This window comes from Citrobacter sp. KH_055_1 (assembly GCF_057838705.1).
In genome coordinates, this window is record NZ_CM174473.1 from 1,951,618 (window position 1) to 1,964,764 (window position 13,147).

The 13,147-nt window shown below is 54.3% G+C and carries 12 protein-coding genes; 7 read left to right on the forward strand and 5 right to left on the reverse strand.

Going from position 1 to position 13,147, the window contains the following annotated elements:
- The first annotated feature begins 158 nt into the window (after positions 1-158).
- Both AC3ITF_RS09065 and yoaE read left to right on the forward strand, forming a co-directional pair.
- Positions 159-317 (forward strand): protein YoaL, encoded by a 159-nt coding sequence (locus tag AC3ITF_RS09065; protein ID WP_411509345.1) that lies wholly within the window; start codon positions 159-161, stop codon positions 315-317.
- Positions 305-1,864, forward strand: coding sequence for a CNNM family cation transport protein YoaE (gene yoaE, locus AC3ITF_RS09070; protein WP_096756712.1), 1,560 nt, complete (start codon positions 305-307; stop codon positions 1,862-1,864). The genes AC3ITF_RS09065 and yoaE overlap by 13 nt, the downstream gene beginning before the upstream one ends.
- Before the next feature lie 6 nt (positions 1,865-1,870).
- Here yoaE and AC3ITF_RS09075 read toward each other — a convergent pair whose 3' ends face one another.
- The 4 genes from AC3ITF_RS09075 to pabB all read right to left on the reverse strand — a co-directional run bounded on the left by AC3ITF_RS09075 (position 1,871) and on the right by pabB (position 7,097).
- Complete coding sequence (locus tag AC3ITF_RS09075; protein ID WP_181491308.1) at positions 1,871-3,472, reverse strand: EAL domain-containing protein; 1,602 nt, start codon at positions 3,470-3,472, stop codon at positions 1,871-1,873.
- 130 nt (positions 3,473-3,602) lie between these two features.
- A complete protein-coding gene (gene sdaA, locus AC3ITF_RS09080; protein WP_181491309.1) occupies positions 3,603-4,967 on the reverse strand; it encodes an L-serine ammonia-lyase in 1,365 nt (454 codons plus the stop codon).
- Between the two features lie 183 nt (positions 4,968-5,150).
- Complete coding sequence (locus AC3ITF_RS09085; protein ID WP_115258246.1) at positions 5,151-5,729, reverse strand: CoA pyrophosphatase; 579 nt, start codon at positions 5,727-5,729, stop codon at positions 5,151-5,153.
- A 3-nt stretch (positions 5,730-5,732) separates the two neighbouring features.
- Positions 5,733-7,097: an aminodeoxychorismate synthase component 1 gene (pabB, locus tag AC3ITF_RS09090; RefSeq protein WP_489176439.1), complete on the reverse strand. Its 1,365-nt coding sequence runs from the start codon at positions 7,095-7,097 to the stop codon at positions 5,733-5,735.
- Positions 7,098-7,177: 80 nt separating this feature from the next.
- Between pabB and AC3ITF_RS09095 the strand changes: the two genes are divergently transcribed.
- The gene (locus tag AC3ITF_RS09095; protein WP_135322157.1) at positions 7,178-7,363 is read left to right on the forward strand and encodes a YoaH family protein; all 186 of its coding nucleotides are present in this window, start codon (positions 7,178-7,180) and stop codon (positions 7,361-7,363) included.
- 6 nt (positions 7,364-7,369) lie between these two features.
- On the opposite strand, the gene AC3ITF_RS09100 is transcribed toward AC3ITF_RS09095, so the two are convergent.
- Complete coding sequence (locus AC3ITF_RS09100; RefSeq protein ID WP_096756718.1) at positions 7,370-7,714, reverse strand: RidA family protein; 345 nt, start codon at positions 7,712-7,714, stop codon at positions 7,370-7,372.
- Positions 7,715-7,856: 142 nt separating this feature from the next.
- Here AC3ITF_RS09100 and yoaA point away from each other — a divergent pair, with 142 nt between their 5' ends.
- The 4 genes from yoaA (at position 7,857) to fadD (ending at position 13,101) form a co-directional block, all read left to right on the forward strand.
- Positions 7,857-9,767, forward strand: coding sequence for a DNA repair helicase YoaA (gene yoaA / locus AC3ITF_RS09105; protein ID WP_096756719.1), 1,911 nt, complete (start codon positions 7,857-7,859; stop codon positions 9,765-9,767).
- A 58-nt stretch (positions 9,768-9,825) separates the two neighbouring features.
- Complete coding sequence (tsaB, locus tag AC3ITF_RS09110; protein ID WP_115258249.1) at positions 9,826-10,521, forward strand: tRNA (adenosine(37)-N6)-threonylcarbamoyltransferase complex dimerization subunit type 1 TsaB; 696 nt, start codon at positions 9,826-9,828, stop codon at positions 10,519-10,521.
- 105 nt (positions 10,522-10,626) lie between these two features.
- Entirely contained in the window at positions 10,627-11,211 is a 585-nt protein-coding gene (locus AC3ITF_RS09115; RefSeq protein ID WP_135911877.1) for a Slp family lipoprotein, read from the forward strand.
- Positions 11,212-11,415: 204 nt separating this feature from the next.
- The gene (fadD, locus tag AC3ITF_RS09120) at positions 11,416-13,101 is read left to right on the forward strand and encodes a long-chain-fatty-acid--CoA ligase FadD (RefSeq protein WP_135953057.1); all 1,686 of its coding nucleotides are present in this window, start codon (positions 11,416-11,418) and stop codon (positions 13,099-13,101) included.
- Positions 13,102-13,147: the final 46 nt, after the last annotated feature.

The following is a 13,147-nucleotide window of genomic DNA, read 5'->3' on the forward strand; positions in this document are numbered from 1 at the left end:
TCCGTAATTTAACTTCCGATTAAAAGAAATTTCGAAGAGTAAAATATCTCCGACACAACTTATTGCAAAGGAAGGTAAATCTTTGCTAAAAACCGGTTGTGTCTGTTATGTTTAGCATATATTTAATTAATCAGGAGTATAGGGCAGTAGCCCACCGTATGGATCGTCACCGACGTCATTTCACCTCGAGGCCGCTTAGCGCCTGTCAGTTTGGCACTTTTTGCCACACACTTTATCTGCATATTGCTTCAACGCCTGAGATGTCCAGGGCGCAGTTTAGCCATTCTTTGAGCAGGAGCTTGTCATGGAATTCTTAATGGACCCGCAGATTTGGGTGGGTTTGCTCACGCTTGTTGTTCTCGAAATTGTTCTGGGTATTGATAACCTGGTCTTTATTGCGATTCTGGCCGATAAGCTGCCGCCTAAACAGCGGGATAAAGCGCGTCTGATCGGGTTGTCGCTGGCGCTGATTATGCGTCTGGCACTGCTGTCCGTGATCTCGTGGATGGTGACGCTGACGAAACCGCTGTTCACGGTGATGGACTATTCGTTCTCGGGGCGTGACCTGATTATGCTGCTGGGAGGTATCTTCCTGTTGTTCAAGGCCACCACCGAACTGCATGAGCGGCTGGAAAACCGTGAGCATGATACCGGCCAGTCAAAAGGCTATGCGAGCTTTTGGGTTGTCGTGACGCAGATTGTGATCCTCGATGCGGTCTTCTCCCTGGATGCGGTGATTACAGCCGTCGGTATGGTGAACCACCTGCCGGTAATGATGGCGGCGGTGGTGATTGCGATGGCGGTAATGCTGCTGGCGTCCAAGCCACTGACGCGATTCGTGAACCAACATCCGACGGTCGTGGTGCTGTGTCTGAGCTTCTTGTTGATGATCGGTTTGAGCCTGGTAGCCGAAGGGTTTGGCTTCCACATTCCGAAAGGTTATCTGTACGCTGCGATCGGCTTCTCGATTATTATCGAACTGTTTAACCAGATTGCTCGTCGTAACTTTATTCGCCACCAGTCGACGCTGCCGCTGCGTGCACGTACCGCCGAGGCCATTGTGCGCCTGATGGGCGGTAAACGTCAGGCCGGTGTGCAGATGGAGTCTGACAACCCGGTGCCGGTACCCGTTCCGGAAGGGGCATTTGTTGAAGAAGAACGCTATATGATCAACGGCGTGCTGTCGCTGGCCTCACGTTCTTTGCGCGGCATTATGACGCCGCGTGGCGAAATCAGCTGGGTGGATGCAGATCTGAGCGTGGCAGAAATTCGTGAACAGCTGCTCTCTTCCCCACACAGTCTGTTCCCGGTGTGTCGTGGTGAACTGGACGAAATTATCGGTATCGTGCGGGCGAAAGAACTGTTGGTGGCCCTCGAAGACGGCGTAGATGTGGCAGCAATTGCCTCAGCGTCACCGGCCATCGTGGTCCCAGAAACGCTGGATCCGATTAATCTGTTGGGCGTGTTGCGTCGTGCCCGTGGCAGCTTCGTTATCGTTACCAACGAATTTGGCGTTGTTCAGGGTCTGGTGACCCCGCTGGATGTTCTGGAAGCCATTGCCGGTGAGTTCCCGGATGCTGATGAAACACCGGAAATCATCGCCGATGCGGGTGGCTGGCTGGTTAAAGGCGGCACCGATCTGCATGCTCTGCAGCAGGCGCTTGACGTTGATACGCTGGTGGACGAAGACGAAGACATTGCGACGGTGGCGGGGCTGGTTATCGCGGCTAACGGTCACATTCCGCGTGTTGGCGATGTGATTGAGGTTGCACCGCTAAGCATCACCATTGTCGAAGCGAACGACTATCGTGTGGATCTCGTTCGTATTGTTAAAGAGCAATCCGCTCACCACGAAGACGAATAATTTGACCTACCGAAACGGCATAGCAGGCATGATATGCCCGTTATGCCGGGCGGGTGGTGGTGTACTACTGCCCGCCAGCCATTGAGGAAAATCGCGCAGCGGCATCGGCTTGGCATACAGAAATCCCTGCAATACATTCACGCCATGTCGCCGTAAATGCTGGGCCTGCGCCTGCGTTTCAACCCCTTCAGCTACCAGTTCAATATTCAGTTTTTTCCCCAGTGCGATGATGATGTCAGTAACGGTCGAATTGACGGCATCAGTCCCGATCGCAGAGGTAAAGGATTTATCAATCTTCAGTACATCCGGGCGCAACTTTTCCAGCCACGAGAGCGAGCTGTTGCCGGTACCGAAATCGTCAATGGCCAGTTTTACCCCCAGCCGGTGAAGTTCATGCACCAGTCGATAATCGACATCCAGCAGCGCGTCGCGCTCGGTCAATTCAATCACCAGTTGCTGGATGGGATGCTGACTGAACCAGTACTGATTAAGGTCTTTTAACAACATACCGTCACGAAAATGGCTGGCGGCGACGTTGATACCGATATGAAACTGGCTGCTCATTGGGAAAACGTGCCGTTGCTGAATGGTTTCTGCGATGACGTGACGAGTCAGGGGGACAATCAGGTTGTGCTCTTCCGCGATAGGGATGAACACTTCAGGTGAAATCCAGCCTTGGCGCGGGTTATTCCAGCGTAAGAGAATTTCAACGCCCGTACACTGCTGGGTGCTGGCGTTCAGTAGTGGCTGGCAAAATAGCTCAAACTCCCGCTCGGCGAGGGCCAGATTAATCTCCCAGGAAAAACTCATTCTGTTAGCGGTCGCCAGCCAGGCCAGATACCCGACTAATAAGCTGAGCATGACCGCTAACGGTAACTGGGTGGGCAGGTGTCTTAACGCCAGTTCGCTGGCTCCTGGTCCGCTGACGCTGATGGCAAAGGGGAAATGTTGTGATGAAAGTTGGTAGCGTTGTTCGCCTTCACTCTCCGGTAGCTTGTCGACGACGCCTTGTCCGTACAGCAGATGCCGCTTACCGATGGTTAAACTGGCATGTGTAATTTGCGGAGGCTGTGGTTCAAGCAGCATACCCGACAATAATTCAATATTGACGATCTCCAGCACCCCATCTTCGCCATTGGCAGACGACGGATACCACTGCGTCAGAATAGGGCTGCCCTTAATGAGCGAATGATCGGTGGATAACAGTAGCTGCGGTTCGCGGCTGGGCAATTCAGGTTGCAGCTGCTTGATGGGCACATTGCGATAGCCAAAAATACTCGAACAATAGAGGATGCCACCCTGAACCAGGTTAATAGAGCGCACAGTTTGCAGTCTGGCGGCGTGCTTGCTCAGGGCTAAGCGCGCCACCGAGCAGGGCAGGCCAATTAACGGCAGCAGCACATCACGTCCGGTCCGCAACGGCAGCAGGATATCATCCAGCTCTTCTACAGCATGGTTAGCGAACGTGACGGTGGAGTGATGATTTAAATTACGCTCCGAAATAAATCGGACAGATAATGTAAGAATGAGCGTCAGTAGTGCACAAACTGTGCAGACGATTAAGCGATTACGGCGATAATTTTTGATGATCCGTTGTGCTGTTTGCATGCGGGCCGCCCGATAAGCCGTTGGTCACAGAAGCCAACAGCAACAGAGCAAGTGTAGTGGGGAAAATTACCGTAGACGAGGGAGGGGAAGCAAATTCGCCCATCCGTCGCAGATGGGCGAAAATTAAGTATTAGTCACACTGAACTTTGATCGCCAGGCCACCGCGGGAGGTTTCGCGGTATTTGGCGTTCATGTCCTTGCCGGTTTCGTACATGGTCTCGATGACTTTATCCAGTGAGACGCGCGGGGCGCTGGTACGACGCATGGCCATACGTGCCGCGTTGATCGCCTTCACGGAAGCAATGGCGTTACGCTCAATGCACGGCACCTGGACCTGTCCGGCAACCGGATCGCAGGTTAAGCCGAGGTTGTGTTCCATACCGATTTCGGCAGCCACACATACCTGCTCCGGGCTCGCACCCAGTAACTCTGCCAGACCTGCTGCGGCCATAGAACATGCCACACCGACTTCGCCCTGGCAGCCCACTTCTGCGCCAGAGATAGAGGCATTCATTTTGTACAGCGCGCCAATTGCACCGGCCGCCAGGAAATAGCGGGTATAGATATCCGGGCTGACGGGCTCAATGAAGTGATCGTAATAAGCCAGAACCGCAGGCACGATGCCGCAAGCACCGTTGGTCGGCGCTGTCACAACGCGACCACCCGCGGCGTTCTCTTCGTTTACGGCCAGCGCAAACATGTTCACCCAGTCGATCACGTTCATCGGATCGTTGGAGAGTTTGTCGCTGGAGACCAGCATACGACGCAGGGCAGAGGCACGACGAGGCACTCGCAGCGGCCCCGGCAGAATGCCTTCGGTGTTCATCCCACGATCGATACAGGCCTGCATGGTTTTCCAGACGTTACCAAAATACTCTTCAATTTCTTTTTTGCTGTGCAGCGCAAGTTCGTTCTGCATCACCATGCCAGAAAGCGACAGACCGGTGCTGTTGCAGTACTCCAGCATTTCAGCGGCAGATTTGAACGGATAAGGTACGCTGACCTCATTCGCCGCGTCCTGACCAAAGTGTTCTTCATCAACGATGAAACCACCGCCAATGGAATAATATGTTTTGCTGTAAACAACGGTGTCACCGTTGTAGGCATGAATTTGCATACCGTTTTCATGCAGCGACAGGTTGCTGTTGCGAAAACGCATGCCGTCGTTTTGCGGGAAGTCGACTTCGTGTTGACCCTGCGCAAGCAGCAGGCGTCCACGCGTTTCTACATCGCGGATAAATCCGGGAATGCTGTCGATGTCCACGGTCGCAGGCTCATAGCCTGCCAGACCCATAATAATGGCGATATCGGTGTGGTGACCTTTACCCGTGAGCGACAGTGAACCATACACGTCGACGGCAACACGAGTAACGCTGTCCAGTAATCCTTTTTCGACCAGGTCATCGACGAACTGTTTACCCGCCTTCATAGGTCCTACGGTATGGGAAGATGAGGGACCGATCCCCACCTTAAACATGTCGAATAGACTAATCACGATAATACTCCTACAGGGCGACTGGGCTTTCCAGTAACGATGTTATAACTGCGCATAGTGTAAGAGGGAACGCGGCGATCGGCTTAACTATTCACATGAATTAAACTAATAGATAACCGCGGTTTTACTAATGTTGTGACCGGCGTTTCAGGTTGTGTCTGCGGTGCGTAAAGATAAGTATAGTCAGGGCTTCACGCCAATTTGCAGCGCCAGCTCACGAATTATCCCGGCGGTCATTCCCCAGACGAAATAATGCTCATACCAGGAAAGCCAGACGCGATGCGAGTCACCCCGACGGTAGATATCTAAGGGGTGATAACGACCCAGATGCAACGCCTGCGCCAGCGGCATTTCGAATACTGCAGAGACTTCATCTTCGCTTGCACGATAGGGCAGATTAGGTGGGATAATACCCACCACTGGCGTGACCTGAAAACCGGTGACGCTATCTACCGGCGGCAGGACGCCAATCACCTCAACGCACGAAGGGGGAATGGCCACTTCCTCCTCGGCTTCTCGTAGCGCGGCGGCAATCAGCGACGCGTCGCTGCTGTCTACAGCTCCGCCCGGGAAGGCAACCTGTCCGGCGTGTTTACGCAAATGCACCGAGCGTTGGGTTAACAGCAATCCCGGCTGTGGGCGGCGAACGACCGGGATCAGCACGGCGGCCTGGCGCTGGTTTAACGCTTCATGATTGACCTGCGGGCGCAGGAGAAGAAAGCGCGATAAAAAGTCATCAAGCGTCAGGCTGCTGTTTTCCACGGTTCAGTTCTCCAGTTGGTGCAAAATACGGTTCACTTTATCAAACGTTTCCTGATATTCCGCGTCTTCCTGACTGTCCGCAACAACTCCACCGCCAGCCGAACAGTAAAGCTGTCCGTCGGTGGCCGTCAGGGTGCGGATGGTAATACTGGTATCCATATTGCCGCAAAAGCTCAGATAGCCGACGCTGCCGCACCAGGCGTTACGTCTGTGTGGTTCCAGTTCGTCAATAATTTCCATCGCCCGCACCTTTGGCGCGCCGGTAATGGAACCACCAGGGAAGGCGGCGCGCAGCAGATCCGTGGCGTGCAGCGATTCCGGCAAACGCGCCGTAATGGTGCTGACCAGATGGTGCACGGCAGGGAAGGGTTCGACAACAAACAGTTCGGGAACCTTGACCGAACCCGGCACGGCAACGCGACCAATGTCGTTACGCATCAGATCCACGATCATCAGGTTTTCAGCACGATCTTTAGGTGAGTTTGCCAGTCTTTGCGCCTGCTGACGATCGGCATCTGGCGAGTCCAGTCGCGGCAGGGTGCCCTTGATGGGGCGCGTCTGGATCTGCCGATTTTCCAACTGAATAAACCGCTCTGGCGACAGGCTGAGGATTGCGCCTTCCTCAAGGCGGATAAATGCACTGAACGGGGCGCGGTTGGCCTGGTTGAGTCGCTCAAAGGCGAGCCACTCATCCCCCTGATACTGCGCCTGAAAACGCTGGGCAAGGTTGACCTGATAGCAGTCCCCGCTGTGCAGATAGCGCTGTACCTGGCGAAACTTTTTGCCGTACTGCGCGCGGCTCATATTGGATTGCCACGCTGACGTTAGCATAAAAGGCTCACGTGTTGGCGCGCGCTGGCTTTCCAGCCAGTGGCGGCGGGCCTGCACATCACCGTGGCTGAGCAGCGACACGGTTTGCCGCTGGTGGTTGACAATCAGTGCCCAATCGTAAATGCCAACCGCCATATCCGGCAGGGTGATATCACGTTCAGCGACATTTGGCAGCGCTTCGAAGCGTCGGCCCAAATCGTAGCCAAACAGGCCCAGCGCCCCTCCCAGGAAGGGAAGATCGGGATTATAATCAGGCCGTATTGCCAGTGAAGTTAGCGCAGAGCGTAACACCGTCATCGGGTCATCAGGTGTGTGCGTGATTCCATTTTTGTCATGCACTGCGGTGTCTGCATCTCGCGTAACCAGCGTCATCACAGGGTCGGCGACCAGAATATCAAAGCGATTATGCGGGTGGTCGGCGTGCCCCGAATGTAACAGCATCGCCCACGGCAGATGGCTTAAGGTCGAGAAATAGCGTTCAGCGGCGTCCTGACGCCAGGGTAATGTAATTACTGCGGGAGATAACGTTTTCATCAGTCCTGACTCGTTACTACTTTACTGGCTTACTGCCCGGTAGCATGGGATAATTAGCGCAGACAATTTAGCAGGAGTTAACAATGTTTGCAGGTTTACCTTCACTCAGTCATGAACAGCAGCAAAAAGCGGTCGAGCGTATTCAGGAACTGATGTCACAGGGGATGAGCAGCGGCGAAGCGATCACTCAGGTTGCGGCTGAAATTCGCGCCACTCATACCGGCGAACGGATCGTGGCGCGTTTTGAAGACGAGGACGAAGACGAGTAACGCCCGTTACACCGCGGCGATAATCTTGATCTCGACTTTGTATTTCGGGTTCATCAACCCGGCCTGTACGGTACAACGCACGGGCGCGTGACCGGCAACGACCCACGCGTCCCAGGCTTTGTTCATGGCGGCGAAGTCGCTTTTGTCCGTCAGGAAAATGGTCGCGTCAAGAATACGTGACTTGTTGCTGCCCTGTTTTTCCAGCACCGCATCAATTTGTGCCAGCGTGTTGGCCGTTTGTTCAAACGCGTCAGCATCCAGGTTTTCCGGTACGCCGGTGTAATACAACGTGTTGTTGTGAATCACCACGTCTGACCAACGATCCTCGGCATCAATGCGCACGATAGTCATAAATTATTCCTCATTTACGTTTTTATTTAATCGGTTTCTGCTGGCGACAAGACTGCCATAATGTTGTGCCCTCGTCACCTCTTCAACTGGCGAAAGACCCGCTGGCCTGACATAATCCCTGTTCAAATGAACAGGGGGTAGTGTGACGGACGATTTTGCAGCAGACGGTCAATTGGCTAAAGCGATACCGGGTTTTAAACCGCGTGAACCACAGCGACAGATGGCCGTCGCCGTCTCGCATGCCATTGAAAAATCACAGCCGCTTGTCGTCGAAGCCGGGACCGGGACCGGGAAAACTTACGCCTACCTTGCGCCTGCACTGCGCGCCGGTAAGAAAGTGATCATTTCTACCGGATCGAAAGCGCTGCAGGATCAACTCTACAGCCGCGATCTCCCTACCGTGGCAAAAGCGCTGAAATTTACCGGCAAACTGGCGTTGCTGAAAGGGCGCTCTAACTACCTGTGTCTGGAACGCCTTGAACAACAGGCGCTGGCGGGCGGTGACCTGCCGGTGCAAACCTTAAGCGACGTGATCCTGCTGCGCTCGTGGTCGAATCAAACCGTTGATGGCGATATCAGCACCTGCGTCAGCGTGGCGGAAGACTCGCACGCATGGCCGCTGGTGACCAGTACCAACGACAACTGTCTGGGCAGCGACTGCCCACTGTATAAAGACTGTTTTGTCGTTAAAGCGCGTAAAAAAGCCATGGATGCCGATGTGGTGGTAGTTAACCATCATCTGTTTCTCGCTGATATGGTGGTGAAAGAGAGCGGGTTCGGGGAGCTGATCCCGGAGGCAGACGTGATGATCTTCGATGAAGCCCATCAGCTACCGGATATCGCCAGCCAGTATTTTGGTCAGTCGCTTTCCAGCCGCCAACTGCTCGATCTGGCCAAAGACATTACCATTGCCTATCGCACCGAGCTAAAAGATACCCAGCAACTACAAAAGTGCGCTGACCGTCTGGCGCAAAGCGCGCAGGATTTCCGCCTGCAACTGGGCGAGCCGGGCTATCGCGGTAACCTGCGTGAATTGCTGGCCGATCAGCGCGTCCAGCGGGCATTTTTGCTGCTCGATGACACGCTGGAACTGTGCTACGACGTAGCGAAGCTGTCGCTCGGACGTTCAGCGCTGCTGGATGCCGCATTCGAGCGCGCCACGCTGTATCGCGCCCGCTTGAAACGCCTGAAGGAGATCAACCAACCGGGATTCAGCTACTGGTATGAATGCACTTCACGGCATTTTACGCTGGCGCTGACGCCACTCACCGTAGCGGATAAATTCAAAGAGGTGATGGACCAAAAACCGGGCTGCTGGATTTTTACTTCCGCTACGCTGTCGGTCAACGACGATCTCCGCCACTTTACCGCGCGACTGGGTATTGAACAGGCTGAATCAATGTTGTTGCCGAGCCCCTTTGACTACACGCGACAGGCGCTGCTGTGCGTGCCGCGCAATCTTCCGCAAACTAACCAGCCGGGGGCGGCGCGTCAGCTGGCCGCCATGTTGCGCCCCATTATTGAAGCTAACAATGGGCGCTGCTTTATGCTGTGTACCTCGCACGCAATGATGCGCGACCTGGCGGAACAGTTTCGTGCCACCATGACGCTCCCGGTCCTGCTACAGGGAGAAACCAGCAAAGGGCAGCTATTGCAGCAGTTTGTCAGTGCGGGCAATGCCCTGCTGGTGGCGACCAGCAGCTTCTGGGAAGGTGTGGACGTACGAGGTGACACGCTATCGCTGGTTATTATCGACAAGCTGCCGTTTACCTCGCCGGACGATCCGCTGTTAAAAGCGCGGATGGAAGACTGCCGGCTGCGCGGGGGCGATCCGTTTGACGAAGTCCAGCTCCCGGATGCCGTGATCACGCTTAAGCAGGGGGTGGGGCGCTTGATTCGTGACGCTGACGATCGCGGCGTCCTGGTGATTTGTGATAACCGGCTGGTCATGCGACCTTACGGTGCGACATTCCTGGCCAGCCTGCCACCGGCACCCCGCACGCGTGACATTGCCCGCGCGGTTCGCTTTCTTGCCATACCAACGACTGAGTAATTTGTTACAGACTGTGCTAAGATACGCGCCAAATTTATTGATCTGATCACGAAGACCCATGCGAATTCTGGCTATCGATACCGCCACAGAGGCGTGCTCTGTCGCCCTGTGGAATGACGGTAATATCACATCTCATTTCGAGCTTTGCCCTCGAGAGCATACCCAACGCATCCTGCCGCTGGTTCAGGATATCCTGACTGCTGGCAATGTCACATTAACGGATATCGACGCTCTGGCGTTTGGCCGAGGTCCCGGTAGTTTCACCGGCGTGCGTATTGGTATTGGTATTGCTCAGGGGTTGGCGTTAGGGGCGAACTTGCCAATGATCGGCGTGTCCACGCTGGCAACTATGGCGCAGGGGGCCTGGCGCAAAAACGGCGCAACTCGCGTGCTGGCCGCAATTGATGCGCGCATGGGTGAAGTCTACTGGGCCGAATACCAGCGTGATGAGAACGGTATCTGGCACGGCGAAGACACCGAAGCGGTATTAACTCCGGAACAGGTTCATGAGCGACTGCTGCAGCTTTCCGGTGATTGGGTAACGGTCGGCACGGGCTGGCCTGCATGGCCTGAACTCGGTAAAGACAGTGGCCTGATGCTGCGCGATGGCGACGTTTTGCTTCCGGCGGCTGAGGATATGTTGCCTCTCGCCACCCAACTGTTCGCCTCTGGAAAGACGGTAGCGGTTGAACATGCTGAACCGGTTTATTTACGTAACACCGTGGCGTGGAAGAAACTTCCCGGAAAAGAATGAATCTTAGTAGTACATCCCCCGATGCTTTCAAACGGGCTCAACGCGATGAATGCGCAGCAGTTTGAAACTCATCGGGGACAGGCGCTGAGATAAGGGAGTCGCAACATGGCGGTTCAAAAATGGGTATTAAAAGGCGTGTTGACGGGCGCATTGGCGTTCATGCTAAGCGGTTGCGTTACCATTCCTGATGCGATTAAAGGTTCAAGCCCAACGCCACAGCAGGATCTGGTACGGGTCATGAATGCGCCGCAACTGTATGTCGGACAGGAAGCACGCTTTGGCGGCAAAGTGGTGGACATTCAGAATCAGCAGGGGAAATCCCGACTGGAAATTGCCACCGTGCCTCTCGACAGCGGCGCGCGTCCGATTTTGGGTGAAGCCTCACGCGGGCGTATTTATGCCGATGTTAATGGCTTTCTCGATCCGGTGGATTTCCGCGGACAACTGGTCACCGTCGTAGGGTCTATTAGCGGCACGGTGGACGGTAAAATTGGCAGTACGCCGTATAAGTTCATGCTGATGCAGGTAACCGGTTATAAACGCTGGCATATTACTCAGCAGATCGTGATGCCTCCGCAGCCCATCGATCCCTGGTTCTACGGTGCGCGTGGCTGGCCATACGGCGGCTACGGCGGATGGGGATGGTACAATCCAGGTCCGGCACAGGTTCAGACGATAGTTACAGAATAACTCTTTGATTTATGTATAAAAGAAGCAGCGGCGCGTCCGCTGTTTCTGCATTTATGTGGCTATAAGAAAAATAAATAGTGACGTGCTTCGCAACCTTGTCGTTGTGTAATAAACAAACTGGTACGCTGAGTTAATATTATGTTAACAGTTTGTTTATTGTCTGGGGTTGTGATGACGACGAATACGCATTTTAGAGGTGATGTATTGAAAAAGGTTTGGCTTAACCGTTATCCCGCAGGTGTTCCCGCGGAGATCAATCCTGACCGTTATCAATCCCTGGTGGAACTGTTTGAACATTCAGTCAGGCGCTATGCCGATCAGCCCGCGTTTGTGAATATGGGGGAGGTGATGACCTTCCGCAAACTCGAAGAGCGTAGCCGCGCATTTGCGGCATATTTGCAAGAAGGGCTGGGGCTGAAAAAGGGCGATCGTGTCGCACTGATGATGCCGAACCTGCTGCAGTATCCGGTGGCGCTGTTTGGCATTCTGCGTGCCGGCATGATTGTGGTAAACGTGAACCCATTGTACACACCGCGTGAACTGGAGCATCAGCTTAATGACAGCGGCGCGGCAGCGATTGTGATCGTGTCCAACTTTGCCCACACGCTGGAGAAAGTGGTCGATAAAACATCGGTTCAGCACGTGATCCTGACGCGAATGGGCGATCAACTCTCAACCGCCAAAGGAACGCTGGTTAACTTTGTTGTGAAGTACATCAAGCGGCTGGTACCGAAATATCACCTGCCTGATGCCATCTCGTTTCGCAGTGCGTTACAAAACGGGTATCGCATGCAGTATGTGAAACCTGAAGTGGTCTCTGAAGATCTGGCCTTCCTGCAATACACCGGGGGGACAACCGGTGTGGCAAAAGGTGCAATGCTCACCCACCGCAATATGCTGGCGAACCTCGAGCAGGTCCATGCTACTTACGGTCCGTTGCTGCATCCGGGTAAAGAGCTGGTGATCACCGCGCTACCGCTGTATCACATTTTTGCTTTAACGATGAACTGCCTGCTGTTTATTGAGCTTGGCGGTCAAAACGTACTGATCACTAACCCACGTGATATCCCGGGTCTGGTAAAAGAGCTGGCGAAATACCCGTTTACCGCCATGACCGGCGTCAATACGCTGTTCAACGCCTTGTTGAATAACAAAGACTTCCAGCAACTGGATTTCTCGTCGCTGCATCTTTCTGCGGGGGGCGGTATGCCCGTCCAGCAGGCGGTTGCAGAACGTTGGGTGAAGCTGACCGGCCAATATCTGCTGGAAGGCTATGGCCTGACCGAGTGTTCGCCGCTGGTGAGCGTCAATCCGCATGATATCGACTATCACAGCGGCAGTATTGGCCTGCCGGTTCCCTCCACTGAGGTTAAGCTGGTGGATGATGACGATAACGAAGTCCCGCCGGGCGAGCCGGGCGAACTGTGCGTGAAAGGCCCGCAGGTGATGCTGGGTTACTGGCAGCGCCCGGATGCGACCGATGAAATTGTTAAAGATGGTTGGCTGCACACCGGGGATATTGCGGTGATGGACGACGAAGGATTCCTGCGTATCGTCGATCGCAAAAAAGATATGATCCTGGTCTCCGGTTTTAACGTTTATCCGAACGAAATTGAAGACGTGGTGATGCAACATCCTGGCGTTCAGGAAGTAGCCGCGGTGGGCGTACCCTCGGGCAGCAGCGGTGAAGCGGTGAAGATTTTTGTCGTGAAGAAAGACGCGTCACTCACCGATGAAGCGCTGATTACGTTCTGCCGCCGTCAGTTGACCGGCTACAAGGTCCCGAAGCTGGTGGAATTCCGTGATGAGTTACCAAAATCTAACGTCGGCAAAATTTTGCGACGAGAATTGCGTGACGAAGCCCGTAGCAAAGTGGACAATAAAGACTGAGCGTTAAGTCAGTCATCAGAAAGCGCCGGTTAATCCGGCGTTTTTT